This is a genomic window from Sulfurimonas autotrophica DSM 16294 (assembly GCF_000147355.1).
In the GTDB taxonomy this organism is placed as follows: Bacteria; Campylobacterota; Campylobacteria; order Campylobacterales; family Sulfurimonadaceae; genus Sulfurimonas; species Sulfurimonas autotrophica.
Window position 1 is genome coordinate 36021 of sequence record NC_014506.1, and the last position, 25966, is coordinate 61986.

Here is a 25966-nt window from a genome sequence, read left to right on the forward strand (position 1 = left end):
AATGGATATATGAAATTTTAACCAAAGTGCGAGTATAATCTTTTTATGATTTCCCAAGACTCTATAGAAGCCCTCAAGGCACGACTTGATATTGTTGATGTAGTAGGCAACTATATAGAGCTTAAAAAAGCAGGCGGTAATTTTAAAGCCCCTTGCCCGTTTCATGATGAAAAGTCCCCCTCATTTGTAGTAAGCCCGCAAAAGCAGATATACCACTGTTTCGGCTGCGGAGCCGGCGGTGACAGTGTGAAGTTTGTTATGGAGTATGAAAAGCTTAACTACCCAGAAGCCTTGGAAAAACTGGCAGATTCCTATAACTTTACACTTACCTACACCGATAACAAACATAACAAACCACGCTCACAGGTTATGGACAAACTCAATGAATGGTATCAAATGCTGCTGAGTAAAAACCAGACGGCACTGAACTATATAAAAGAGCGCGGTATTTATGAGAGCAGTATAGAAAAATTCGGTATAGGGTATGCTCCCGAGTCACAGGCAACACTCAACTATATACGCTCACAGCAATTTTCTATAAAAGAAGCGATAGATATGGGGGTGGTCGGTTACAATCAAGAACGCAACCAGACCTATGCACGTTTTGTTGAGCGGATAACCTTTCCTATTTTTTCTGCAAACGGCAGCATCGTCGGTTTTGGCGGCAGAACTATAACCGGGCATCAGGCTAAGTATGTAAATTCTCCCGAAACTGCTTTTTTTAATAAATCACGTCTTTTGTATGCCTACCATCTGGCAAAACAGAGTCTACACAAAAAGCAGGAGATTATTATAACAGAGGGTTATCTTGATGTTATTATGTTGCACCAAGCCGGGTTTGATAATGCCGTAGCAACACTTGGAACGGCTTTGACACATGAACATCTGCCACTACTTCGAAAAGGATCTCCTCGTGTTGTGATGGCATATGACGGAGACAAGGCAGGGCGTGCTGCAGCCCTCAAAGCCTCAAAACTTTTAAGTGCTTCGGGTTTTAACGGAGGAGTTGTTGTCTTTAGCGGAGGACTTGACCCTGCCGACATGGTTAAAGAGGGGCGTGTTGAAGAGTTGAGTAATATGTTTCGAGAAGCAAAACCATTTATAGAATTTGTACTTGATGAAATTCTTTCACTTTATAATCTCAAAGATCCAAAAGCAAAAGAATCCTGTATGCAAGAGGGTATAGCCTATCTTAAAACACTTTCACCCATACTTCAAGAGGAGTATAAAACCTATCTTGCCTCACGTTTAGGAGGACTTGGTGTTTCTCCATCACTCTTGAAGCTGAATACCCAAACAAACACTAACAGGCAAAATATACCACAACAAAGAAACAGTGCGCATAGAGATATGTGGGAGCTTGCTTTAATTAAAACGATTTTAGAAAAACCCGAGTATATTGAGCAGGTTTTGGATGTAATTGACCCGAGTCTGCTGCAGTTTCACTCTTATGAATTTTCATTAGTTTTGCAGGGTAAGCAAGATGCACCGGAAGTTATGGCTATAATGGTAGATGATACTATCACTTCGCTCAAAGACGAAGAAGCCTTAAATGCAGAACTGATTACTTTTTTGACAAAATATTATGAAAGAGAATTGAAAAAAGTCAACATTGCTTCAAATATCAGTTTTGAGGAAAAAGCCTTTTATATTCGAAAATTTCGAGGAAAAATTGCGAAACTCAAAAGAGGTGAATTAGTAACCCTCAGCGACTAAGAAGGAAAAAATGTTATGAAAATTTTATTGCTAGCATTCTTTACATATACGCTTATTTTTGCACAAACACCTTTTGTTCTAACCAAATTTAAAAGCGCTTACCCTCTGGTGGAAATTCACACAGACAAAGTACCGCCCGAATATAAAGTAAAAATCACAAAAATACTTAAATCATACACCGATGAACTCGGTATCAATACAAAAGAATATTCGCAAAGAGCTATGGCTATTGTTATAGATCGTGTTGCCGTTGGAAAAAAACTGGTACTAAGAACTAAACTTTTAGTCGGTGAAGATGTCAAAAGACTCGATGATGGTGAAGAGGTTTTTGCGCTCACCTACGTAAAATGCGATATTTCAGAGATTGAAAATATGGATGAAGATATAATAGATACCGTGGAGTATCTCTTACATGGAGGATAATGAAGAATGAGAAAATTACTACTGATTGCACTTTTAGCAACACTCTCTTTTGCACAGTCTTACAAAGATTTTGCAAGAGATTACGGATATGAAACTGTGTATAGTGTAGCTTTTGCCAAAGCAAAAAAAGAGAAGAAGCCTATACTGATGGTACAGGTAACAAACTACTGTCCGTGGTGCAGAAAATTGGAAAAAAAAGTACTTGCCAAAGAAAAAATAAACACAGATATACACAAGCGTTTTATTCCTTTAATTGTTAACCGTGAAGAAGCAGTGTTGCCAAAGAGGTTTACAACACCTATTGTGCCTGTTACCTATATTATTGATTATAAAGATGATACAAAATTTACAAAGATTATGGGATATAAAAACAAAAAAGATTTTGCACACCTGATTAAATAGTTTTTTTGTTATACTAAAGAAAATTTTGGCATAAGGAATTGAATATGGCAGGGGTGCATTTTTCATTTGATAATTTTAAGAATTTGGTAGATTTGAACATCGGAATATCTGACCGATTGGATGAAAATCGTGCTGAGAGTTTCACTCTGCTGTATTGCGATTTTTTAGGGATTGAGCAAAGTGTAGTGGATGCCTCTTTGCTTGAAATACTGCGTTCATCTGACTCTATCGCAAACAGCGGAGGCGATTATTTCTTTGTACTGCCATATACAGATAAATATGGAGCAGAAATTGTAAAAAAGATGTTTGATGATTTTTTTGCCAAGCATTTAGGCTCTTTTTTACTCAGCTATCCCGTAGACGGTGAAACTTCTAAGTCTCTGCTTGAAAATATGCAAGACAGTGTTAGCACTTTTTTCAAAAAAGAACTGCACTGTCTCGATAGATTTACCAGAGATTACTAAAATTTTTTCTTGCTGAATTTATAATATTTGGAGTTTTTGTAAAAAGAGACAGCTTCAGATATTTTTTGCTCTTTATAAATCTTTTTATCGCACACCCATCTGCACTTTATTTTGGGGTTATGCATCGCTTCAATATTTTGCTTGGAAGCTTTTGCGGCATATATCGTTTCTGCAGATACTAATAATGGTAAGAGCGTAAAAAATATACTTTTCATACTCCTAATATCGACACTTCTTTTAAAATATTAAACATCATGGAACAATAAGTGCTGTATTTTTTAAAATTCTTTTTAGAAGAACAGGAGCAAAGAATGATTTCATTGGATATAAAAAAAGAGACTTCTTCTTTATTACCGCCTTTAAATATAGCGCCAACAGAGCAAAAAGAGGGAGCACTTTCTTTTTCGGCACTACTCAAAGGGACTCAGGAATTAGACGATAAAATTATTCAAAACGGCTCATTAATTCTCGCACTTAAAGATGAAAAAGCTCCGGCGAATCTACTTTCTACTCAAAATATGCAAGATATGATAGAACTTGAGAGTCTTGAACTTGATCCTAAAGTAAGTGCAGCGATGACACCCGAGGATTTGAAGGTTCTTATAAAACAGGCTAAACAGTTTTTAAAAGATAAAATTGTGCAGAGCGAAGGGTTTAAAAAAGCAGAAATTGATGCCATTCCAAAAACACTGGGCGGGCTTGTTCAGGTTGCAAAAAAAATAGGTATCGACATTTCAAAAATCACGCTTGAAGAGGTTAAAGCTCAAATACCAAAGGCAAGTATAAAAAGTGTAGAACCTTTACATGTAAAGGCGAACAGTAAAACCACAAAACCCCAAAAAGAGCAAAAAGAACCTTTACATGTAAATAAAGAAGTCAAGCAGGATGTGGTTCCTGAGAATGAAGAGTTGCCGGTTGAAATTAAAGTAAAAACACACAAAGTACATACTGTAAAAACACAAGAGATAGATACAACAGAAGAAAATCTGGATATGGCAAAAAAAGAGACAGTTAAAAATACGCAGCAGGTAAAACAAGAAGTAAAGCTTACCCCTTTATTTAAAGCTCAAAACACAATTGCACCGGAAATTACGACTCAGCAGATTGTAAGTACGAAAGTCAATAACCTAACAGCACAAAAAAATCCAAAGCAAAAAGCAGATGAGACTTTGCAATTATTGCTGCGTGGGGAAAAAGTATCAAAAAATGACATTGGACTTACGGCTGATTTTTCAGTGGCAACAGCCAAAGTAATTGCACCGCAAGCGACAAAAGAAGTAGATAAGTCATTGGCATCACTTTTAAAAAATGACGTGAGTGATGATGGTGATATACAGACAAAAACAGATGGATGGAATGTCTCAAAAGCAGACAGTTTTGAAGTGAAACTTCATGAAGCAAAACAGATGGTAAAGTATTTGTCTCAGGATGTAAAATCGGCAATCGAAGATTACAAATCGCCATTTACAAGAGTAAAAGTACAGCTTAATCCGCAAAGACTCGGTGAAGTAGACCTAACCATAGTGCAACGTGGCAAAAACCTGCATATAAACCTCAGCTCAAACAACACGGCAATCAATACTTTGGCCATGAATGCAAATGATTTGAAAGCACAGCTTAACAATAATGGAATAAATAATGCTTCTTTGAACTTTAACAGCAACGCCCAAAGTGAGAATTCTCAAGCCGGACAGCAAGAACAGCAAAGGCAAAATCAGCAAAGAGCTGATGAAGAGTATAACTATTTTGAATCAAAAGAGAGTCATGAAGAAGTGATAAGCTCTTTAGAAATTATAGTTCCACACTACGCATAAAAGGAATATATTATGGCAATAGATGCAACATCGGCAACAAGTTCGGCTTTAGCAGCTGCAACTTCAAGTGAGAGTAATCCAAAAGGTGTACTTGGAAAAGATGATTTTATGAAGCTGCTTTTAGTACAGCTTCAGTATCAAGACCCAACTGAGCCTATGGATACTGAAAAAATTCTAACACAAACATCGCAACTTGCTTCTTTGGAATCAGCGGATAACACGAAAACTGCATTGGAAAAATTAGCAGCTTCTTTAGGGAATGCACAACAGTTCTCGACAATCTCAGCTATCGGTAAAACGGCAGACCTTGGCAGTGATGCCATCGCACATGATAAGGGAACACAAAGCACTTTTGAAGTTTATTTTCCAAATGCAGTTGAACAAGGCACTGTTTCTATAACAGATGCAGATGGTAAGACTGTACAAACTTTAAATGTAGGAACAAATCCAGCAGGAGTGTATCAGTTTACATGGGATGGAACAGACAGCTTAGGCAATCAGGCAGACAGCGCAGTATATCATGTAAATGCACAATACAGTGATGCAAACGGTGTAGCGCAGCAAACAAGACTCGGGGCATACCCCATTGAATCAGTTCGCTTTGATCAGGGAAATACTCTGGTAAAAGTAGGTTCTAACTATGTACCGTTAGATAACATCAAAGAAGTCTATTAGAGGTTTTACCATGATGACACAGGCATTTTACACAGGGATATCCGGTATAAAAACCAATTCAACGGGTATTGACATTGTTTCTGATAATATGGCAAATATTGATACAATAGGGTTTCGAGGCAATGATTATGAATTTTCTTCTCTTTTTGAAAATATGTTGTCAACAGATACATTAGGTACTCCAAGTAACAGTAGTATAGGTGTCGGTTCTCAACTTCAAGCCTCTCCTATGGTACAGCAAAAAGGTTCATTTATGATTTCAGATAAGAGTACTGATTTGGCACTCTTTGAGGATGGATGGTTTGGTATTAAGGGAAATGGGAATACTTTGTATACGCGTGATGGTAACTTTACTTTTGACAAAGATGATGACTTGGTTACGCAAGATGGCTTTCATGTATTGGGGACGATGGGTAATAATATAAGTGATAATGATGTATTGATTGAACAGCTTCCAGAAGTTAAATTAAAAGATGTCGTTGAACAAGAACCGCTTCGTTTTCCAAAGTCTCTTACTTTTCCTCCTGAAGCAACATCTAATGCAAAATTTATTGGAAATCTTGGAACAGAACCGTTTACAAGAACAATGAGCGCTAGTGTTGTAGACCCGCAAAATAATAAAAATGATTTGAGATTAGAGTTTTCGTTATCTCAAATACAAACACCTCCCGGTACACAATGGGATGTTGTTGCAAAAACACAATCATTAGATGGTACCAAGCTCTATGATACCCAAACTGGACAGGTTTCATTTGATGCATCAGGAGCTTTAATATCAAATACTTTGACAACAATTGATAATAATGGAGCTCCAGTGAGTATTGATTTAGGAAATAATTTTGATGGTGTTGTTTCAATTTCAAATGTTCCTATTAGTGCTTCAAGTACGGCAGATGGTACTATAGGTGGTGATTTACAAGGGTATGATATAAATAAAAATGGTGAGGTTATTGCAACATTTACAAACGGTATGCAAAGCAGTGTTGGAAAAATAGCAGTATATCATTTTCAAAACGATCAAGGGTTAAATAGAATAAGCGGAACACGATTTCAAGAATCTACCAATAGTGGTAAAGCTCTTTTTTTTAAAGATGAAAAAGGTGAGAATATTATAGGTACCAATATGGCAAACTTTAAGCTTGAAGGGTCCAATATTGAAATGAGTTACGGGTTAACTGAGCTGATAATTCTTCAGCGTGCCTATGATGCAAACTCAAAATCTGTCACCACAGCAGACCAAATGATGCAAAAAGCATTAAATATGGACGCATAAGAAAGCTTTTCAAAGTTGGAACAATTCATGCTATATTTTCTTATTGAAATAATTAAAAAAACATAATTGTTTTTGAGCTTCGCGCTGAGCGAAACCAAGTGTTAGCGTAGTTGTCAGGATTACTCCTGAAAACGTCATAAATAAAGTGGACGAGGTTCCCTTAAATTTATGAAATAAATTAAAGGATAAGATATGTTAAAATCACTTTTCTCCGGAGTCTCCGGACTACAATCGCATCAAGTTGCGATGGATGTGGAATCAAATAATATTGCCAATGTAAATACAGTGGGTTTTAAATACTCCCGTGCAAACTTTTCAGACCTTTTAGCTCAGACAAAGGCAATCGCTACGGCTCCTCAAGGACAGCTTGGCGGTAAAAATCCTGTTCAGGTCGGACTTGGTTCTACTGTGAGTTCTATGACACGTATATTTTCTCAAGGCTCTATTCAAAATTCAGATAAAAATACGGATGTCGCAATTCAGGGTGACGGATTTTTCATCATCTCTCCCGATGGCGGAAATACATACAAATATACACGTGCAGGTGACTTTAAATTTGATGCAGGCGGAAACTTTGTTGATAACAACGGTTTTATAGCACAAGGGTGGCTTCGTGATCCGGTTACGGGAAAAGTGGATTCTACTGCACCGATTGAAAATATTAATATTGCTCCGGGTCTTACAACACCGGCACAACCTACACAAGAAGTTGTGCTTAAGGCAAACCTCAATTCCGGTGCTATAGTTGAGAGCTTTTCTCCGGCATATCAAGTTCCAACAGGTGCGCCAACAGATCCAGCACTCCCCGCTATTGATGGAAATGGAAACCCTATAGAGTCAGGCAATGTTGGTGTAATGTTTAATGAATCTGGAGAAGCATTTTCCCTTCAAGACGGACAAGGAGTTTGGGCTTCATTTATAAGTTCAACATCAACTTCAACAAATAGTGCACAAGGTTCAGATACTGCACTTGCGGCAGATGAGGCGGAAACAATAGTATTTAATCTTGATCCTGGTTCTTCGCCAGCAACAGCGACAGCATCATATACAATTTTAGCAGCAAATACTGCCGCACAGAATGCTTCAGTAACTGCAGCAGCTATTAATGCCTTGACTGCAACAACAGGGATTACGGCTACTATTGATAGTTCTAATAAGATTGTACTAACCAACACAAATGGTAACTCTTCGGCATCACATAATATTGACATTGCTTCTGTAACAGGAGCAAATAACCCATTTGACGCATCTGAAGATGATACAACAGCATATAAATATAGCTATAATTCTGCAAGTCCTACAGTAGTTGCCGGTTCAAATAAAGAGTTTACAACCATAGCAGATCTTCGTCAAGCTTTAGAAAATCAAGCTAATTCAGAAGCAGGTGCTACGGGTATTAAAGTAATTGTAAATGATCAAGGTAAAATTGAACTTTCTAACACAGATTCCGGAAGTATAGATTTGAACTTCAAAGTAACCGGTATATCGGGGTCTGGTATTACTGAAAATACACGCTTTACAAGAAATATGGAAGCATTAAATACTGTTTTAGCGGCAGGAACGACCGGTAAAGCATTTTCACAGGCTTTTAATGCGGCGACACACTCTAGTTCAATTGATATTTTTGATTCACTCGGTTCAAAACATACACTCAGAATGGAGTTTAGAAAAACAGCACTTGATACAACAACAGGTTCTACTTGGAGCATAGTAATAACTGTTCCAGAGCCTGCAACAATTGACACAATTGCCCCAACATATGAGAAAAAAGGTTCAATAAGATTTAATAATGACGGTTCACTTGCAACGTATAATCCGCCAAATGTTTCATTTTCAGGAAACAACGGTTCTGCACCTGACCAGCAGGTTAATCTCTCTTTTGGTACGGCTAACAAGTTTGACGGTATGACGAGTTTTGATTCACGTTCAGCTACTTCGGGAATAAGCCAAGATGGTTATACCGGTGGTGATTTAGTTGGAATCAGAATCGATCAAAGCGGTACTTTAGTTGGTTCATTTTCAAATGGTCGTTCTTTTGGTCTGGCACAAATCGGAATGGCGAAGTTTACAAATAATGAAGGACTCTCAACCGAAGGCGGTAATGTTTACGTGCAGACTGCCAACTCTGGAGATCCTATTATCGGAACGGCTGCAACTGCAGGTCGCGGATTTATCCAGTCTGCCGCACTTGAAGCATCAAATGTTGACCTTTCACGAGCACTGACGCAGCTTATCATCATCCAGCGTGGTTTTCAGGCAAACGGTAAAACGATTACCACTTCCGATCAGCTTCTTCAGACGCTTATAGGATTAAAACAGTAATTTTAACTCTATTTTGATATAATTTCTTCAATACAAATTGAAGGAATTATTGCATGCAATTCTCAGCTCCACTCAAATCAAACTCAAAGAAAATTATGCTTTTAGGCTCCGGCGAACTCGGTAAAGAGGTCATTATAGAAGCACAGCGCTTAGGTCTTGAAACCATAGCAGTTGACAGATACGAAAATGCTCCGGCTCATCAGGTAGCACATCGCTCTCATGTTGTGAATATGCTTGATAAAGATGCTCTTTTAGAGATTATTTATCGTGAAAAACCTGACTATATTCTGCCTGAAATCGAAGCTATCAACATTGATGCACTTTTTGCCGCAGAAGACAGAGGCTACAATGTAATTCCAAATGCAAATGCAGTCAGCAAAACAATGAACAGAAAAAACATCCGTACTTTTGCAGCAGAGGTTTTAGGTCTGAAAACCGGACCTTACAAATTTGTAACAACACAAGAGGGTATGCTCGAAGCTGCCCGTGAGCTTGGTTTTCCATGTGTGATGAAACCTGTTATGAGTTCATCTGGGCATGGACAAAGCATAGCGAAAAGTGAAGAAGATATTCCCGCTTCTTGGGAAGAGGCAAAAGAAGCCCGCGGTGATGCGAGTGAGTTAATTGTTGAGGCTTTTGTTGATTTTGATTATGAAATTACAATGCTTACAGCACGTAACGGGAAAGAGACTGTTTTTTGTGAGCCGATAGGGCATGAACAGCGTGACGGTGACTATGTCTTTTCATGGCAGCCGATGCAGATGAGTGAAGCAGCAAAACAAAATGCGCAAAAGATAGCAAAAGAGATAACTGACGGTCTCGGCGGTCAGGGACTGTTTGGTGTTGAACTTTTTGTAAAAGGCGATGAGGTTTATTTTTCTGAAGTCTCACCACGCCCTCACGATACTGGAATGGTAACGCTCATCACACAAAGTCAGAGTGAATTTGCACTACACCTTCGCGCTGTTTTGGGACTGCCTTTAGGTTTCACTTTTTACGGTGACGGTGCATCTGCGGCATTTAAAAGTGAAAAACACAATTTTGCTCCTGTGGTTGAGGTGGATGAAAGCCTTTTTAGTGACAATTCATTTGTAAGAGTCTTTGGAAAACCAGAAGCACATAAAGGACGCCGTTTGGCAGTAGCTTTGGTTTTTGACAAAGTAGATGCAGCTTTAGAAAAAGCACGAGAACTCATTAGTAAAATAAAAGATATCTAAAGAGGGTAATACGGTTATGGAAAAAGAAAATCTTAAATATATAACTTTTAAACGTTTAGTCAAGATATTTCTTCTTGCCATAGTGATTATTACAAGTATAAGTTTTCTCAGTTACAGGGAGTTTTTTAAGCATTCTGTTAAGAATAAAGCATTCGAAGTAGCAAAAGTTGTTGAAGCCGGATTAACGTCACATATGAAAGCCGGCATTATGGACAAACGAGGATATTTTCTTCAAGAGATAAAAACACTAAATGATATTAAATCAATAAAAATAGACAGAGCTGCTTCGGTCGTAAAGCAGTTCGGAAAATCTACATTAGAAAATGAAAGAAACTATATTTCAGATAAAAATCTTTTAACCTCCAAGCAGCCGTCCTTTGTATGGAATGATATAGACGGAAAGATTACAGCAACCATCCCTTACTTAGCAATAATTCATGATGATGTAAATTGTCTGCAGTGTCATCATGTGCGAGAAAATGATTTGCTCGGGGCTATTGAAATTACTATGGATATAAAACAATACCAAAATCTAGTCATACATTATGGATATATTTTCATAGCAATTCTTATACTGTTTGCCTTGGTTGTTATATTTAATTTATTTGGTTTTATTGATAATTTTATAATCAAACCTCTGCTGAGAATTATTGATGACGGAAAAAAAGCATATAAATATAAAAAAGAGATTGATTCCGAAAAATATGAAGTCAAAGAGATGGAAGCCTTGGCGGAAAAAATCAATGATTTTACTCATATGGTCATCTCTAAAGAAGAAGCATTGGAAAATAAGAATAAAGAACTTGCAGAATTAAATAAGGAGATAGAAGAAACCCTGTGTGAAACGATGTTTACCATGGGCGAGATGGAAGAAATACGTTCAAAAGATACTAAAAATCATACAAAAAGAGTGGCAACATTAAGTGCTTTGATTGCTAAGGAGTACGGTTTAAGCGATGAGGACGTTAAAATGATTAAGATGACATCTCCTCTGCATGACATAGGTAAAGTAGGTATATCAGACAGTGTATTGCTTAAACCCGGTAAATTAACACAAGATGAATATAAAATTATGAAAACTCACGCAGAATTGGGTTATACAGTTTTAAAACATTCAGATAGAAGTATAATAAAGTCAGCTGCTACAATAGCCCGTTATCATCATGAAAAATATGATGGAACAGGATATCCAGCCGGATTGAAAGGGGAGGAAATTCCTATATTTGCCAGAATAGTTGCTATTGTGGATGTTTTTGATGCTCTTTTATCCAAGCGAGTGTATAAAGAGAAATGGAATGATAATAAGACAAAAGAATTTATTGCTTTTCAAAGAGGAAAACAATTTGACCCTAAACTTGTCGATATTATTTTAAAGAATTTTGACAAGTATGCCAAATTGGTAAAAGAAATGTCAGAAAACAAATAAGGAAGAGAATGAAAATAGTGCTTTTGGATGCCATAACATTTGGCAATACGGATTTAAGTTGCTTTAATGAATTTGGAGAAGTTGAGGTTTTTGATTCAACAGAAGCATCGCTTACTAACGTAAGAGTAAAAGAAGCAGAGGTTATAGTAACAAACAAAGTTGTTATAACGCGTGAACATATGCAAAATGCAAAGAAACTTAAACTCATTTGTGTGGCGGCAACGGGAACAAATAATGTGGACCTCAAAGCTGCAAAAGAGTTGGGCATCGCTGTGAAAAATGTAGCCGGGTATTCAACTGATTCGGTCATTCAACATACATTTTCAATGCTGTTTTATCTTATAGGGCATTCGCGTTATTATGATGAAGTGGTTAAAAACGGTGAGTATTCAAAAAGCGGCATTTTTACCGATGTCAGTCATCCTTTTTTTGAAATAAAGGGTAAAAAATGGGGTATCATCGGTCTGGGTGAAATAGGCAGAGGCGTTGCAAACATAGCTAAATGTTTCGGCGCAGAGGTCTGCTACTACTCTACAAGCGGAGTAAACCGTACAGAGGATTTTCAAAGAATGAATCTTGATGAGCTTTTAAAAAGCTGCGATATTATAAGCATTCATGCACCTCTCAATGACAAAACCAAGAATCTTTTAGACTATGAACAGTTGTTAATATGTAAAGAGGGCGCAGTTGTGTTAAATCTTGGACGCGGCGGCATCATTAATGAAGCAGCAGTTGCCAAGGTTGTAGATGAAAAAAATATTTTCTTTGGTCTGGATGTATTTGAAAAAGAGCCGCTACCATTAGAAGGCCCACTGTTACATGTAAAGAACAAAAGTAGACTCTATATGACACCACACATAGCATGGACATCTGTCGAAGCAAGAGACAAACTCATCGCCGGTGTATGTGAAAATATAAAAAGCAGTTTGACGGAAAACAAATGAAAACAGATGTATTAATCATAGGCTCAGGCGGGGCAGGACTTACCGCGGCACTTGCTGCAAAAGATGCAGGCGCAGATGTGCGGGTCATCACAAAAGAGTACCCGACACGAAGCCAGACCTGTATGGCACAAGGTGGAATGAACGCAGCTTTAGGCAATGTAAGCCATGACTCTATAGAAGATCATATTCAAAACACGCTTAAATCCGCACATGGTGAAGCAGACGAAGAGGCAGTACGTTACATGTGCAGCGAAGCACCGAATGCCGTTGCTTGGCTTGATGAAATCGGTGTCTGCTTTTCTCGTACACCGGAGGGGAAAATTGCTCAAAGAAGACTCGGCGGAGCATCGGCCCCACGAGCTTGCTATGCACAGGATTATACAGGGCTGAAAATTTTACATACACTCTATGAGAGATGTTTGAAAAAAGATGTTGAGATGTTCAGTGAGCGTTATCTAGTTGATTTGCTGACAAAAGAAGACGGCAGCATTTGCGGTGCTTTGATACTCAACATGAGAAGCGGCGAACTTGAACACCATTTTGCCAAGTGTGTTGTACTGGCATCGGGCGGCTATTCCCGTATTTATGATAAATATTCTACGAACTCTACGGCTTCAACAGGCGATGGCATTGCTGCAGCTTCAAGAGCAGGGGCAAAGCTTCTTGGTATGGAGTTTGTACAGTTTCATCCTACAGGACTCAAAAATTCTTCTATACTTATCAGCGAGAGTGCCAGAGGAGAGGGCGGGTATCTGCTAAATTCCAAGGGAGAGCGTTTTACGAATGAGCTTGCACCCCGAGATGAAGTCAGCCGTGCTATAAATGAGCAGATTGTAGCAGGAGAAGAAGTCTTTTTGGATATTCGCCATTTGGGAGAGAGGTTTATAGATGAAAATCTGCCTCAAGAGAGAAAGTTGGCACTGTTGTATGAAAATGTTGACCCGGTGAAAGATTTAATACCTATAAAAGCTGTTGCACACTACACAATGGGCGGTATAGAGGTTGATAACAAATCACAAACAAGTGTGAGCGGTTTGTTTGCCTGTGGTGAGTGCGCAAATCATAAAGTCCACGGAGCCAACCGTTTAGGGGGCAACTCTTTGCTGGAGATTATTGTTTTTGGACGTGAGGCGGGGAAAAGCGCTGCAAATTTTGTATTTTGTGATGAGAAATGCCAAAATGATTTTGATTTTAAAAAGGAAAAAAGTTTTTTAGATGCACTCATAGAGTATAAAAATGAGATTGATTTTTATCAAAAACGTACTGAATTAGGCGAGCTATTTTATAAAAAAGTTGGAATCATAAGAAAAGAGAGCCAACTTCAAGAAGCAAAGCAAGAGATAGAATTGCTAAAAAAACAATTGCCTTTGATGGGCGTCAAAGATACTTCAAAAGTTTATAATACCAACCTTATGGAATTTATAGAGTTTAGAAATATGCTTGATATATGCGAGAGAGTAGTTTCGAGTGCATTGGCAAGAAAAAAGAGCTGCGGCGCTCATTTTGTGGTAGAGGAATAGGGATAATGAAAGTACATGTAAAAAGAGAATCAGATTTTGTAGCGTATGATGTCGAGTTGCCCGATGCCACTTTGCTTGAAGTTTTAAGCTCTATAAAAACCGAACAAGACAATTCATTGGCTTTTAGCAGCGGATGTCGAAGCTCTGTGTGCGGGAGCTGCTCTATGCGGGTCAATGAAAAAGAGGTCCTTGCCTGTGCCTATAAAGTGCAGGATGGCGATGTAATAGAGCCGCTTAAAAATATCGAAGTGATACGGGACTTGGTTGTCAATATGGATAAAGCTCTAGAGACGAAAAAGCGTGCAAAAACATGGCTGCAAACATATAACAAAGAAGCAAAACTTACCCATGAAGATGAAAAAATAAATGCGTTGCAGAGTGACTGTATCTTATGCGGTTCATGTTATTCTGCCTGCCCTGTTTATGCTGTAAATGAAGAGTTTTTAGGACCATTTGCTCTTACGGGTGTTTGGAAATATGTGAGTGATAAACGTGAAGCGCAACCAAAAGAAAAGATAGACACCATTCAGACAAACGGTGTGTGGGATTGCACTTTGTGCAACGAGTGTACTTTAGTCTGTCCTCAAGGTATATCATCAAAAGCAGACATAGAAAAACTTCGTATGAAGTCAACAATGGCAGGATACGCAGACCCAAGTTTCACGCAAAGCTTCGATGGCGGTTTTGGATTTGACGGGAGTCCTAGCTTTTAAGCACGCTATCTGACATTAACTCTTTTTATCGGTGGTTTGTAGTGGGGGTCTTTTCCTGCTACTGTCCATAGCTCTTTTGCCAGAGCGCTCACTGTTTTTTTAAAATCATCTTCTACAAGTGCAACGTCTGCAAAACTCTCAAAAAGCAGTTTTTCTTCTTCTTTACATGTAAGGGCATTGTCTTGTTTTGGAAGTGTTAGCGATGTTTTGTTCTTAAGATTGTAAAGATGCCAGAGACTTAAAAAATCTTCAGAGTATTTGTTTAAAATATGATGTGCGTACAACTGAAAATTTTTACATTTGCTTTTTTCAAAAAGCCCTACAATGAGTGTTATTGTCTCTTTTAAGTGCACAAAAGGCACCATGGAAAAGAGCTGTCTTGCCACACTCTCTCCGCTGTCATGCTCTGCACCTATAAAAACTCTCGCACCACCGTCTGTGTCTCCGAAGTTATTTGTTTTGAGCCCTATAAGCCCTATATCTGTATGACGGTGGCGTCCGCATCCTTTTGCACAGCCTGAAAACCCGACCTTTATTTTATGTTTATAGATTTTTTCTAAGGGCAGATACTCGGCACTCTCATCTTTAATGCTCCAAACAGCGTAAGGGCAAAGGTTTCCAGCACATGCAACAATAGTTGAGCTCAGAACCGGTGAGGCAAAAGGAGCCACTTTTTCATCTATACCGATAATGTATATATTTTGGTCAATACCCAAACGAACTTCGGCATTGTGTTTGTTAGCATAGTCACTGATTTTGCGTATCTCTTTTGGCGAGAGACGTGCAAAATCTGTTTGATAGCAAAAGGCGTATTTATTATTATTTAAAACTTCAAACTCATTAAACTCACCATGTAAGAGCTGTAGTTCGCCGGCACGGTTAAATTTTTTGCCATATACATCCTCCATAAGCTCTTTGAGTTTGTCCAAACCAAGTTCTTCTATCATATAAAAAAGTCTGGTTTTTGAGCGTGAAAATCGTGAGCCATGCGTATAAAAAGTTTCAACAAAGGCTGTAAAAAAATCAAATACTTCTTCATAAAGTAAAAATATGTCCGCGTCTTGCGCTATTTCGGTGTTTTTTCCGCCCATATAGACATTGAAACCATAAATATTATTTTTTTTGGCCAATGCAAAGTAGATGTCATTTGCAAAAAATGAATTGACATTGGCGGAGTTTCCGGAGATGCCGATACTGACACGGCGAGGCAGCATACCGACATATTTCGGATTTTTTATAATGTAGTTTTGCATCTGCTCTATAAGCGAGTAGACTTCGATTTTTGCATATTGATTCACACCATCATATACATCGGTTACGATATTTCTGATATTATCGCCAAAGCTCTGCCAGGTAATGAGCTCGTTGTCGTTTAAAAGTTTAAAAAGCTCATGTACATCATCAGCCTGGACATCATGCAGTTGAAAGCCTGCACGCGCAGTTACAACAAGGGTTAAATCATATTCATTTACTATGTCTGCGAGAAAATTAAACTGTTTTGTACTGATTCTACCACCGGCAACACGGACACGGATGGTAAATTCATCTTCCAAAAAATCGGTATTAAAAATACCGAAATCCTGCAGATAATACCTATCGCCTTCACCCAGACTTTCAAAATCAATAGTATCAAACTCTTTGATAAAATAATCATACGGTTTAAGTCTGGCTTTGTAGCGTTCGCGTTTATTGAATTTTTTTTCCAAATCGTTTTCTTGCATAAAAATACCTACATGTAAAAATAGTGTAGATAATAGCAATTTTTTCTTTATATATTGATGATATGTATCAAGTTTTTATTTAGTGTTTTTTACTAACAAACAAACTATGTTATAATTAAAACAAAAAAAGGTGAACCATGGCAAAAGAGCACTCATTTGATATAACGGCAAAAATAGATATGCAAAACTTGAAAAATGCTATTAACTTGGTAGAGAGAGAAGTTTCAAATCGTTATGATTTTAAGGGAACTACTTATGAAGTCAATTTAAAAGAGAAAGATAAAGTGTTGGTGCTTGTAGCTTCAAGTGACAATAAACTCGATGCCCTAAAAGACATTGTTGTAGCAAAACTGCTTAAACAGGGACTCTCATCAAAAGTGTTGGATGAACTTCGTGTGGAAGATGCCAGTGGCTCAACACGTAAAGCAACTTTTAAAATAGTTGACTATATAGAATCAAAAGAGGCCAAAAAAATTACGGCAGACATTAAAAAGATGAAACTCAAAGTAAATGCACAAATAGAAGGAGATTCTATTCGTGTAAAAGGAGCAAAACTTGATGATTTGCAAAAAGTGATGAAAATGGTAAGAGAGGGTGAATGGGAAGCTCCTCTGGTTTTTGAAAATATGCGATAGCAGAGGGAAAACAGATGAAAAAAATGAGTGTAAATGATGCAGCGGAGTATTTTGGTGTTTCAAAAGAGGCAATACATAACCGCATAAGACGCGGTTCACTGCAAAGTGTGCTGCAAGAGGGCGTGAAGATGGTAATGGTGGATGAGAAACAGGTGAAAACAGGAGCAAGAAAACCTGCTCAGCCCAGACGCACTGCAGTAAATAATGACAGATATTATAAACTCCTTGAAGAACAAAATAAAAAATTGCAGTCACGTGTAGATACGTTAGAAAGTGAAACACGAAGCCTTAGAGACCAAAAAGAGCAGATGCTTATAGAAGAACGTGAAAAGATAGAAAGAATCTACAAAGAAAAAGATGAGCAACTCAAAAATATTCTCAGCAGTATTTCGTCTCAATTTATGCTCAATGCACCGCAGAAAACAGCACTAGAAGAAGAGATGCTTGAAGCAGAAATTGAAGCAGAAATTGAAGCAGAGATTGAAGCAGAGATTGAATCAGAACTTGTAGAGACGAGTAAAGTCATTTCTTTAAATAAGCACCTTAAAAAGTATGATTTTTCAGAGAAAAAGATCAAAAAAATTAAAACCAGGTTTAAAAAGAGTGCAAAAAAAGATGAGAGAATTATTGTTGTGGGAAAAAAATATTATATAGATACCAAAAAATATGACTATAGTGATATAATTGGCTAATCTTTTTTAAGGAACTGTTGTATGAATATTATTATTGCCGGTGCCGGAAAAGTGGGTTTTAATCTTGCTAAAACGCTAAGCATTGGGCATAACGTTACGGTAATTGATAAAAATTCGCAAGCTTTGGACAGAATACAAGAGAGTTTGGATATTTTACCGCTTCGGGGAGATGTAGAAGATGCGAATACCTACAAGAGTTTTACAGGTCAGGAAATCGACCTGTTTATAGCAGTTACAAATATTGATAATGTCAATCTCGTCTCTGCGATGATGGTAGATGCTACTTTACATGTAAAAAGAAAATTCGTAAGAGTGCAAAAATATTTTTTTCAAGAACAAATTATTCAGAAGAAACTTGATATTGACAAAGTTATTTTTCCTTTAAAGCTTGCTTCTAGGGCAGTGTCATCACTTCTTAAATATCCAAAAGCCAATAATGTAAAATTTTTTAAATATACACCGTATAAGCTTATTTCTGTAATGGTTTCAAGTATAACCCTCCCTCAAACTATACATTCTGATGTTTTTAAAATAGTAGGTATTGAGCGCAAGAAAGATTTTTTTATTCCTGATGAAAATATTGAAATACTTCCTAATGACCTTGTCTATTTCTTCGGTGATGAGAAGGAGATTAAGCAGGTGTGCCAAAAACTGGATCTGGATAATATGCTTGATATTCAAAAATGTGTTGTTTTTGGCGGAGGTGAACTAGGTATCGAAATAGCAAGAGAACTCCTCAAAGTTGACAAAGATGTCAAACTTGTGGAAAAAGATTTAAAACTTTGTGAAATAGCAGATGAAGAACTTAGGGGAAAAGTTTCTATAATTAATTACAAATATGGTTCGCATGATATCTTTGAAGACGAAGGCTTGGAAAGTGCAGATATTTTTGTAGCGGCTACGAATAATGATGAGTACAATATAATAAAATGTCTTGAAGCAAAAGAGAGCGGAATAAAAAAAGTTGTTGCTATTAACAATGAAATGGAATATTACAATCTGATGCACTCTTTGGGCATAGTAGTAGTCAGAGGCCCTAAAATGAGTGCATACAATACAATTATGGAAGAGATTAGTTCTACCGGTGTTGTTATTCAAAAAAGTTATTGCGGAGCAAAGGCTGTAGTCTTTATGCGTAAAGTTTTTCCATCATCCAAACTCATTGACAAAGTTATAAAACCTTTACATGTAAAAGAATCAGGCGTGTTTTATATACGAGAAAACGTGATGCACAGCCTTAAAGAAAAGATTAAACTTCAAGAAAATGATTTGATTGTAGCATTTTCAGCGGTAAAGATAAGTTCTAAAGTGAAAGAATGGATTTATGAACTATAAAAATGTGTTGAAAATTCTTTCTCTTATAGGCATAACTGTTTCTGTGATTTTTTTGCTTGATGCATTGATTGGCATTATATATAAAGAACAGTATGAAAATTTTTTGCTTTATGACGGTTTATTTTTTTTGGTAAATCTTGCTGTATGGCAGTGGCTGAGAAATCATGAATTTGATTTAAAAATAAAAGAGAGTATATTGGTGGTAAATCTGCTTTGGGTACTGCTTGGAGTCGCCGGAGCCATACCGCTGTTTTTATATACCGATATATCTTTTGCATCTTCATTCTTTGAAGCCATCAGCGGGTTTACGACTACAGGAGCAACAGTTTACACTGATATAGAAGCTTTACCGCATTTGATACTCTTTCATAGAAGTTTGATGCACTGGCTTGGAGGACTTGGCGTTATTGTTCTTGGCGTGGGACTTTTGTCTGTTATAAATCCTACGGGAAGTCTCTCTCTCTTTAAAGCCGAATCAACAGGTGTTGTGCTTGAAAAACTAACACCGAAAATAAAAGATACAGCGCTGAGTCTGTGGATAGTATACACGTTATTGACACTTGTTGACATGATGCTTTTGAAGTTTTTTGGTATGAGTTGGTTTGATGCGATAAACCATGCTTTTTCAACAATTTCAACAGGTGGGTTTTCTACAAAAAACGACTCTTTGGGCTATTTTACTAATGACGGTATTATTTGGACAACTACAATTTTTATGATGCTTGCGGGTATAAACTTTTTAGCACATTTAAAACTTTATTATAAAGATGCCGGCGGTTATAAAACAGAAGAGGTAAAATGGTATTTTATTATTTTTATAGTGTTGAGTATTCTTTTGAGTCTTGTGCATGTAGATATAAGCGGAGATTCTTTTTATGATGCCTTGAAGCACTCATCATTTACAATAGCTTCTGTAATGACAACGACAGGCTTTGCGACTATTGATTATGGCTCCTGGTCTCATTTGGCTATAGCAATTATATTTATAGGGCTTTTAATGGGTGGTAATGCAGGTTCAACGGCAGGTGGTATTAAGATCATCCGTCATGTTATTATTTTTAAAACATTGGCTTCGGAACTCAAAAGAATACTGCACCCAAATATGATTATTTCTGTTTTTATTGACGGGGTAAAACAAAAAGAGAGAATTTTATCCTCTACTTTTGGTTTTTTTACTCTTTTTATGATTACTGTGGCCATTGTAACCGTCTATATTTATGCACGGGGATATGATGCTATGACTTCAATTTCCGGTGCATTTGCAATTGTCGGCAATGTCGGCCCTGGATTTTCTATGGTCGGTCCTGCCGATAATTTCTCCTTTTTTTCCGATTTTGATAAAATCTTTCTTTCAGTGGCTATGATTATAGGCAGATTGGAGTGTTATACCGTTTTTGTGCTGCTAAGCAGCTCTTTTTGGAAAAAATTCTAAGAAACAGACCTAAAAAGTGTTATAATCTTTTTAAAGACTTTAAAGTAGAAAAATCAGATGATACAAAAACATATAACCGAACAAACGGCCATTCTTTTCAGTGTTACAAAATGGGTATTTCTATCCTCTATTATAGGCATTTTAATTGGTGCGACTGTAACGGGATTTTTAAAAGTCTTGGCATATAGTGAATCCTCTCGTTCACTGCTGCCTTTTGAATATTATTATACGCTTCCTTTTGCGCTTGTTTTGACTGTCTGGCTTGTAAAAACTTTTGCTCCTTCTGCTGAGGGACACGGAACAGAAAAAGTAATATCAGCTGTGCATAAATATGACGGAAAAATCAATGTTTCTGTTATTCCTGTAAAAACACTAGCAACCGTATTAACAATTTTTGCAGGTGGTTCAGTCGGTAAAGAGGGTCCGGGTGCACAAATCGGAGCAGGGGTGGCTTCATATTTGTCTACTCTTTTAAAATTTCATAAACAAGACAGAAAAAAATTGGTAATCTGCGGAATCAGTGCCGGTTTTGCAACAGTTTTTGGGACACCTATTGCAGGGGCTATATTTGGTGTTGAAGTTTTAATTATCGGCGTTATTATGTATGATGTGCTCTTGCCTTCATTTATCGCCGGTTTTGCCGCATTTACAACAGCCCAGTTCTTAGGTATTGAATATACATATTATGATTTGCACTTTTTTCAAGATGTCTCTTTGGACTTTTGGCTTATCATGAAAGTGGTCCTTGCCGGACTCTTTTTCGGTTTTGTCTCCGATATAGTTATCACCTCTGTCTCTTATACGCATAGTCTTGTCAAAAGTATTAAAGTAAGCACATATATAAAAGCGTTCGTCGGTGGACTTCTTATTGTCGCTTTAACGCTTGTGTTCGGTGAGCAGTATATAGGTTTGGGACTTGGTACAATCGCTGATGCCCTTAACCCGCATGTAGCAGCTTCTCAAGATATTCACTGGTATACTTTTCTTTTAAAAACAGTTTTTACATCACTTTCTCTTGCAGCAGGCGGTAGTGGTGGAGTCATTACACCGATTTTTTACATAGGTGCGACAAGTGGGCACTTCTTTGGTTCTATTATTTCCCCTGAACATATTACACTTTTTGCGGCACTCGGTTTTGTGAGTGTTGTTTCGGCTACTACAAACACGCCTATTGCCTCAACTATTATGGCTGTGGAACTTTTTGGTATAGATATAGCGCATTATGCAGCACTTGCAGCGGTAATCAGCTTTTTGATTTCAGGGCACAGAAGTATATTTTCTTCACAGATTTTGGCCATGAGAAAATCTGAGATGTTAAGTGTAAAAATAGGTGAAGAGGTGGAAAATATAAACATTTCGCTAGAAGAGCATGAGATGGATAAAATAGAAAAATTTCGCAGAAGACTCCATAAAAAAAATAAAAAGCGTTAAGAAAAAAAGAATTTTTACAAATCACCCAGTTTTAATCGTAAGCCTTTTATGTGAGAAACCGGATAGGCGAAAGTAAGTCCTCTTCCGTCTCCTGTAATGTCAAGTTTTGTTATTATTTCTTTTATTATCTTATCTACATTTTTTGTCTGGGTAATAAACATTAAGTTTGCATCCGTTGCATCAGAATGGAGCCTGTCATAAAAATTCTCCATATGTTCAAGACCCATACCGTGTGCACTCATAATCGTCACACCTCTCCCACCCGCATCTCTTGCCGCTATAAGTGCTTCTTCTTGTTTATTTTGCGGTACGATTACATGTACAGCCGAAAAGCTCATAAGGTAGGAGTGTCGGGAATTTGTGTCTGATACGGTTACAGTTGAGAGTTCCATATTGTTAACATCTTCTAAGGCATGGCGCAGTTCATTTAGCTGAATCTCTTCTTTTTCAGACTCTCCTTTTACCCCCATTTTTTCTGTGATGATGCCATATAACATGACTGTTATCATAGGAAACAAAGAAGCAAAGGCGATGAGCCCGAAACCGTCTATAAGAGGATCTCGTCCGGGAATATTTGTAGCAAGACCGAGTCCGAGTGCGGCAACAAGAGGCACTGTCACCGTTGAAGTTGTGACACCGCCACTGTCGTAGGCGATGGGAACAATATACTTAGGTGCTAAAAAAGTGAGAACAATTACGAGCATATATCCAGCCATAATGTAGTAAACAATTTCACCGCCTACAACGATTCGGTATGCACCAAGCGCAATACCTATAGCAACTCCAAGAGCAACAAAAAGACGCAGAACAAAGTCATTGATTTTTTCATCACTTATCTCTTTGGCTTTTCGTGCGATTGCTGTCAGTGCGGGTTCAGCCATAGTTGTTGAAAAACCAATTAAAAAACCGAAAGAGTAAATGATAAGCTCACTGTCATATTGCGTAAGTTCGGCAGCCATCGTCTCGCCAACAGAAAAAAGTCCCATCTCCAGACCGACTATAAATGCATCAAGACCGAGTATGACAAGTCCGAAGCCTATAATGACATTTTTAATATTATCTATAGGTTTTTTTAAAATAATGTACTGGAAAAATAAAATAACGCCTAAAATTGGAATAACATCGCTGATAACACCAAGTAAGCCTTGTAGAACAGAAATGATGTCAAAGTGCATTTTTACAGCTTCGATTTCTTCTATAACAGGCGGTAAAACAGAAGTACTGGCATCAATTAACTGATAAACTGCAATACCGTAAAACTGTACAAATATCATAGGAGTAAGTGAAGCGAAGGCAATGAGTCCAAAGCCGTCCAAAACAGGATTGCGCCCTTTAATGGTTGAAGCCAGACCTATTCCCAAAGCTGCGACAAGAGGAACGGTAACGGTTGAAGTGGTTACACCGCCTAAATCATACGCAAGTCCGACTATCTCTTTTGGGGCAAAAGCTGTAGCGGAGACAACTAAAATATAGCCTGCAATAATGTAGTATTGGATAGGGTGCCCTTTTATGATTCGCCATACGCCTAAAACTATGGCAAAACCGACAGAAAAAGCAACGACGGTTCTTAAAATGGTGGCATCAATTCTACCAGAACTTATGCTGGCTGCCTTGTCAGCGATGACAATGAGGGCAGGCTCTGCGATGGTCGTTCCAAAGCCTATCATAAATCCAAAAATCAAAATCCAAAAAGTAGAACCTTTATGGGCAAATTCGCTTGCGAGCCCTTCACCAACCGGGAAAATTCCGACTTCAAGACCAAGTAAAAATACCGCAAGACCGACACCGACTATGGCCAAACCTATGGCAGTGCTTAGCCAGTTTGGCGGTACACTTTGAATGATTGCAAGCTGGAAGAACATGATAACGAGTATGATAGGTAAAAGGTCGCGAAAAGACTCTTTTAAAAGCTGTAAAAAAGTTGAAATACTCAGCACGTTATATGTCCCCTCATTATTTTTATGCAATAATATCGAAAAATATTATAAAACTGCTATAATTTTAAAATGAAAACATTATTTATAGGCGGCATTAAGAGTGGCAAATCTCACAATGCCGAAAACTACATAAAAAAACTCTCAGGTGCAAAACCTGTTTATCTTGCAACGACTGAATTTATAGATGATGAAATGCAAGAGCGGATACAGCAACATCAACAACAGCGTGCAGATGATTTTATTACAGTCGAAGAGGCGATTAATCTCAAAGAAAAAATAGCGCTGCAAGAGGGTGCCGTACTGGTTGAATGTTTGAGTATGTGGATAAACAACATGCTCTATCATGAAAAAACCTATGAGGAAATGGAAGCAGAAATAGCTACTGTAATGGAACTAAAACAGGATATCGTATTTGTTGTCAATGATGTAAGTTGCGGTATTATTCCTGATAACAAACTTGCACGTCAGTTTGTAGATATCAGCGGAAAGCTTTCTCAGATGGTTGCCCAAAAATGTGATGAAGTATATCATGTAGTCGCTGGAATCAGTACAAAAATAAAATGAATAAACTTTTCAAAGGCTTCGCTCTGGCTTTGTCAATGTTGAGTATTTTACCCTTTTTTAAGGTACATGATTTTTACAAAGGCATCAATGGCTATGCCGTGATGTTTTACCCGCTTGTAGGGTTTTTACTCGGTCTTATTTTATACGGCGCCTTTATTCTGCTTACACCATATTTGCCGCCTTTACATGTAAGCATTATTATTTTTTCTTTATGGGTTGTGCTTACGGGGGCTTTGCATCTTGATGGCTTTGCCGACACAGTGGATGGGCTGTTTGTTGATAAAAAAAGAGCTCTGGAAGTGATGAAAGACCCGCATAACGGTGGAATGGGTATAACATTCTCCATTGTTTTTTTACTGCTTAAAGCTTCTTCCCTGGCGGCGCTGGATGCGGTGTATCTACTGCCTGTGATTCTCATGCTGTCACGGCTGAGTGCTGTATTAGAGATATATTTGTATCCTTATATTTCGCAAAACGGTATGGGAAGTTTGGCAAAAGCAGAGTTTAATCGCTGGCAATTATTTGTAGCACTTGCTTACTCATTTATGGTTTTGGTGTTATTTGAGAGTTATATCTTGATGTTTGTGTCATTGTTAGTTATGTTTGTGCTCAAGAGTTTCTTTATTAAAAGATATGACGGTTTTACGGGAGATATTTACGGTTTTAGCATTGAAATGACAGAACTTGTTTTGCTCAATGCTGTTATAGTTGGTCTGCAGTGAAAATTACACTCATTCGTCACGGTGAGGTTGAGGTGCCTTACATCGGAAAATATAACGGACACAATGATATAGGGCTCTCTAAAAAGGGAGAAAAAGAAGCAAAAAAGTTAGCCGAACTCTTTACATGTAAAGAATTTGATTTGGTGTACTGTTCAGATTTGAGACGTGCAAAAGAGACTTTGAAGCCCTTTACCCAGGCAAAAAATGCTCTATATACACCAAAATTACGGGAAAAATCATGGGGAAAACATGAAGGATTCGATTTTGATGAAATAACAGCTCAGGGTGTAGTGTATAAAAATTTTTCACAATGGATAGAAGCACTTGATGGGGAGAATTATAAAGAGTATGTTCAAAGAGTAAAAAAATTCTTTTTTGAAGAACTCGCAGTACAAAAAGCTGATAACGTTTTAGTTATAACACATGCGGGCGTTATAAGAGTTTTAATGGCAATAGTGCAAAACTTATCACTTGAAGAAGCCTTTACACTTGCTTTGCCTTATGCATCTTATACGCTTTATGACACAGATTTAAAAACTTTTAGCACGATTAAAACTTAGCTTGGCTATAATACCGCTCCTACAACAA

24 protein-coding genes are annotated in these 25966 nt (G+C 37.6%); 21 read left to right on the top strand and 3 right to left on the bottom strand.

Going from position 1 to position 25966, the window contains the following annotated elements; translation table 11 throughout:
* Positions 1–45: 45 nt before the first annotated feature.
* Genes dnaG through SAUT_RS00195 form a run of 4 tightly spaced genes read left to right on the top strand, consistent with a single transcriptional unit; the run spans position 46 to position 3005 of the window.
* Positions 46–1716, top strand: coding sequence for a DNA primase (dnaG, locus tag SAUT_RS00180; protein WP_013325841.1), 1671 nt, complete (start codon positions 46–48; stop codon positions 1714–1716).
* 15 nt (positions 1717–1731) lie between these two features.
* Positions 1732–2139, top strand: a complete 408-nt coding sequence (locus tag SAUT_RS00185) for a hypothetical protein (protein ID WP_013325842.1) — start codon at positions 1732–1734, stop codon at positions 2137–2139.
* 6 nt (positions 2140–2145) lie between these two features.
* Positions 2146–2541, top strand: a complete 396-nt coding sequence (locus SAUT_RS00190; protein WP_013325843.1) for a thioredoxin family protein — start codon at positions 2146–2148, stop codon at positions 2539–2541.
* Between the two features lie 44 nt (positions 2542–2585).
* Entirely contained in the window at positions 2586–3005 is a 420-nt protein-coding gene (locus SAUT_RS00195) for a hypothetical protein (protein WP_013325844.1), read from the top strand.
* On the opposite strand, the gene SAUT_RS00200 is transcribed toward SAUT_RS00195, so the two are convergent.
* Positions 3002–3220, bottom strand: coding sequence for a hypothetical protein (locus tag SAUT_RS00200; protein WP_041675087.1), 219 nt, complete (start codon positions 3218–3220; stop codon positions 3002–3004). The genes SAUT_RS00195 and SAUT_RS00200 overlap by 4 nt on opposite strands.
* A 96-nt stretch (positions 3221–3316) precedes the next feature.
* On the opposite strand from SAUT_RS00200, the gene fliK reads away from it, so the two are divergent.
* The 9 genes from fliK to SAUT_RS00245 all read left to right on the top strand — a co-directional run bounded on the left by fliK (position 3317) and on the right by SAUT_RS00245 (position 14909).
* The gene (fliK, locus tag SAUT_RS00205) at positions 3317–4819 is read left to right on the top strand and encodes a flagellar hook-length control protein FliK (protein ID WP_013325845.1); all 1503 of its coding nucleotides are present in this window, start codon (positions 3317–3319) and stop codon (positions 4817–4819) included.
* Between the two features lie 12 nt (positions 4820–4831).
* Positions 4832–5494, top strand: coding sequence for a FlgD immunoglobulin-like domain containing protein (locus tag SAUT_RS00210; protein WP_013325846.1), 663 nt, complete (start codon positions 4832–4834; stop codon positions 5492–5494).
* 10 nt (positions 5495–5504) lie between these two features.
* Positions 5505–6767, top strand: a complete 1263-nt coding sequence (locus SAUT_RS00215) for a flagellar hook protein FlgE (protein WP_013325847.1) — start codon at positions 5505–5507, stop codon at positions 6765–6767.
* Positions 6768–6959: 192 nt separating this feature from the next.
* Entirely contained in the window at positions 6960–9089 is a 2130-nt protein-coding gene (flgE, locus tag SAUT_RS00220) for a flagellar hook protein FlgE (RefSeq protein ID WP_013325848.1), read from the top strand.
* Positions 9090–9142: 53 nt separating this feature from the next.
* Complete coding sequence (gene purT / locus SAUT_RS00225) at positions 9143–10306, top strand: formate-dependent phosphoribosylglycinamide formyltransferase (RefSeq protein WP_013325849.1); 1164 nt, start codon at positions 9143–9145, stop codon at positions 10304–10306.
* 16 nt (positions 10307–10322) lie between these two features.
* Complete coding sequence (locus SAUT_RS00230; protein ID WP_013325850.1) at positions 10323–11732, top strand: HD-GYP domain-containing protein; 1410 nt, start codon at positions 10323–10325, stop codon at positions 11730–11732.
* An 8-nt stretch (positions 11733–11740) separates the two neighbouring features.
* Positions 11741–12676, top strand: a complete 936-nt coding sequence (locus tag SAUT_RS00235) for a D-2-hydroxyacid dehydrogenase (protein WP_013325851.1) — start codon at positions 11741–11743, stop codon at positions 12674–12676.
* Positions 12673–14196: an FAD-binding protein gene (locus SAUT_RS00240; RefSeq protein ID WP_013325852.1), complete on the top strand. Its 1524-nt coding sequence runs from the start codon at positions 12673–12675 to the stop codon at positions 14194–14196. Before SAUT_RS00235 ends, SAUT_RS00240 begins: the two co-directional genes overlap by 4 nt.
* Before the next feature lie 5 nt (positions 14197–14201).
* Positions 14202–14909, top strand: coding sequence for a succinate dehydrogenase/fumarate reductase iron-sulfur subunit (locus SAUT_RS00245; protein WP_013325853.1), 708 nt, complete (start codon positions 14202–14204; stop codon positions 14907–14909).
* Between the two features lie 5 nt (positions 14910–14914).
* Here the strand turns inward: SAUT_RS00245 and SAUT_RS00250 are convergent, their stop codons facing one another.
* The gene (locus tag SAUT_RS00250) at positions 14915–16630 is read right to left on the bottom strand and encodes a nitrite/sulfite reductase (RefSeq protein WP_013325854.1); all 1716 of its coding nucleotides are present in this window, start codon (positions 16628–16630) and stop codon (positions 14915–14917) included.
* A gap of 137 nt (positions 16631–16767) precedes the next feature.
* Here SAUT_RS00250 and SAUT_RS00255 point away from each other — a divergent pair, with 137 nt between their 5' ends.
* The 5 genes from SAUT_RS00255 to SAUT_RS00275 are packed head-to-tail and all read left to right on the top strand — an operon-like array spanning position 16768 to position 22155.
* Entirely contained in the window at positions 16768–17265 is a 498-nt protein-coding gene (locus SAUT_RS00255; RefSeq protein ID WP_013325855.1) for a YajQ family cyclic di-GMP-binding protein, read from the top strand.
* Positions 17266–17279: 14 nt separating this feature from the next.
* Positions 17280–17957, top strand: a complete 678-nt coding sequence (locus SAUT_RS00260) for a hypothetical protein (protein ID WP_013325856.1) — start codon at positions 17280–17282, stop codon at positions 17955–17957.
* A 21-nt stretch (positions 17958–17978) separates the two neighbouring features.
* Positions 17979–19292, top strand: a complete 1314-nt coding sequence (locus SAUT_RS00265) for an NAD-binding protein (protein ID WP_013325857.1) — start codon at positions 17979–17981, stop codon at positions 19290–19292.
* The gene (locus SAUT_RS00270; protein ID WP_013325858.1) at positions 19282–20724 is read left to right on the top strand and encodes a TrkH family potassium uptake protein; all 1443 of its coding nucleotides are present in this window, start codon (positions 19282–19284) and stop codon (positions 20722–20724) included. The genes SAUT_RS00265 and SAUT_RS00270 overlap by 11 nt, the downstream gene beginning before the upstream one ends.
* Positions 20725–20781: 57 nt before the next feature.
* Entirely contained in the window at positions 20782–22155 is a 1374-nt protein-coding gene (locus tag SAUT_RS00275) for a chloride channel protein (RefSeq protein ID WP_013325859.1), read from the top strand.
* A gap of 14 nt (positions 22156–22169) precedes the next feature.
* On the opposite strand, the gene SAUT_RS00280 is transcribed toward SAUT_RS00275, so the two are convergent.
* Entirely contained in the window at positions 22170–24092 is a 1923-nt protein-coding gene (locus SAUT_RS00280) for a DUF1538 domain-containing protein (RefSeq protein WP_013325860.1), read from the bottom strand.
* 69 nt (positions 24093–24161) lie between these two features.
* Between SAUT_RS00280 and cobU the strand changes: the two genes are divergently transcribed.
* From cobU to SAUT_RS00295, 3 genes are read left to right on the top strand one after another with little or no spacing between them, the layout of a single operon-like run.
* A complete protein-coding gene (gene cobU, locus SAUT_RS00285; RefSeq protein WP_013325861.1) occupies positions 24162–24656 on the top strand; it encodes a bifunctional adenosylcobinamide kinase/adenosylcobinamide-phosphate guanylyltransferase in 495 nt (164 codons plus the stop codon).
* Complete coding sequence (gene cobS / locus SAUT_RS00290; RefSeq protein ID WP_013325862.1) at positions 24653–25378, top strand: adenosylcobinamide-GDP ribazoletransferase; 726 nt, start codon at positions 24653–24655, stop codon at positions 25376–25378. Before cobU ends, cobS begins: the two co-directional genes overlap by 4 nt.
* Positions 25375–25938, top strand: coding sequence for a histidine phosphatase family protein (locus SAUT_RS00295; protein WP_013325863.1), 564 nt, complete (start codon positions 25375–25377; stop codon positions 25936–25938). Before cobS ends, SAUT_RS00295 begins: the two co-directional genes overlap by 4 nt.
* Positions 25939–25966: the final 28 nt, after the last annotated feature.

Coding starts and splice junctions, on each gene's coding strand:
- dnaG (WP_013325841.1), top strand. CDS start 46: ATGATTTCCCAAGACTCTATAGAAGCCCTCAAGGCACGACTTGATATT.
- SAUT_RS00185 (WP_013325842.1), top strand. CDS start 1,732: ATGAAAATTTTATTGCTAGCATTCTTTACATATACGCTTATTTTTGCA.
- SAUT_RS00190 (WP_013325843.1), top strand. CDS start 2,146: ATGAGAAAATTACTACTGATTGCACTTTTAGCAACACTCTCTTTTGCA.
- SAUT_RS00195 (WP_013325844.1), top strand. CDS start 2,586: ATGGCAGGGGTGCATTTTTCATTTGATAATTTTAAGAATTTGGTAGAT.
- SAUT_RS00200 (WP_041675087.1), bottom strand. CDS start 3,220: ATGAAAAGTATATTTTTTACGCTCTTACCATTATTAGTATCTGCAGAA.
- fliK (WP_013325845.1), top strand. CDS start 3,317: ATGATTTCATTGGATATAAAAAAAGAGACTTCTTCTTTATTACCGCCT.
- SAUT_RS00210 (WP_013325846.1), top strand. CDS start 4,832: ATGGCAATAGATGCAACATCGGCAACAAGTTCGGCTTTAGCAGCTGCA.
- SAUT_RS00215 (WP_013325847.1), top strand. CDS start 5,505: ATGATGACACAGGCATTTTACACAGGGATATCCGGTATAAAAACCAAT.
- flgE (WP_013325848.1), top strand. CDS start 6,960: ATGTTAAAATCACTTTTCTCCGGAGTCTCCGGACTACAATCGCATCAA.
- purT (WP_013325849.1), top strand. CDS start 9,143: ATGCAATTCTCAGCTCCACTCAAATCAAACTCAAAGAAAATTATGCTT.
- SAUT_RS00230 (WP_013325850.1), top strand. CDS start 10,323: ATGGAAAAAGAAAATCTTAAATATATAACTTTTAAACGTTTAGTCAAG.
- SAUT_RS00235 (WP_013325851.1), top strand. CDS start 11,741: ATGAAAATAGTGCTTTTGGATGCCATAACATTTGGCAATACGGATTTA.
- SAUT_RS00240 (WP_013325852.1), top strand. CDS start 12,673: ATGAAAACAGATGTATTAATCATAGGCTCAGGCGGGGCAGGACTTACC.
- SAUT_RS00245 (WP_013325853.1), top strand. CDS start 14,202: ATGAAAGTACATGTAAAAAGAGAATCAGATTTTGTAGCGTATGATGTC.
- SAUT_RS00250 (WP_013325854.1), bottom strand. CDS start 16,630: ATGCAAGAAAACGATTTGGAAAAAAAATTCAATAAACGCGAACGCTAC.
- SAUT_RS00255 (WP_013325855.1), top strand. CDS start 16,768: ATGGCAAAAGAGCACTCATTTGATATAACGGCAAAAATAGATATGCAA.
- SAUT_RS00260 (WP_013325856.1), top strand. CDS start 17,280: ATGAAAAAAATGAGTGTAAATGATGCAGCGGAGTATTTTGGTGTTTCA.
- SAUT_RS00265 (WP_013325857.1), top strand. CDS start 17,979: ATGAATATTATTATTGCCGGTGCCGGAAAAGTGGGTTTTAATCTTGCT.
- SAUT_RS00270 (WP_013325858.1), top strand. CDS start 19,282: ATGAACTATAAAAATGTGTTGAAAATTCTTTCTCTTATAGGCATAACT.
- SAUT_RS00275 (WP_013325859.1), top strand. CDS start 20,782: ATGATACAAAAACATATAACCGAACAAACGGCCATTCTTTTCAGTGTT.
- cobU (WP_013325861.1), top strand. CDS start 24,162: ATGAAAACATTATTTATAGGCGGCATTAAGAGTGGCAAATCTCACAAT.
- cobS (WP_013325862.1), top strand. CDS start 24,653: ATGAATAAACTTTTCAAAGGCTTCGCTCTGGCTTTGTCAATGTTGAGT.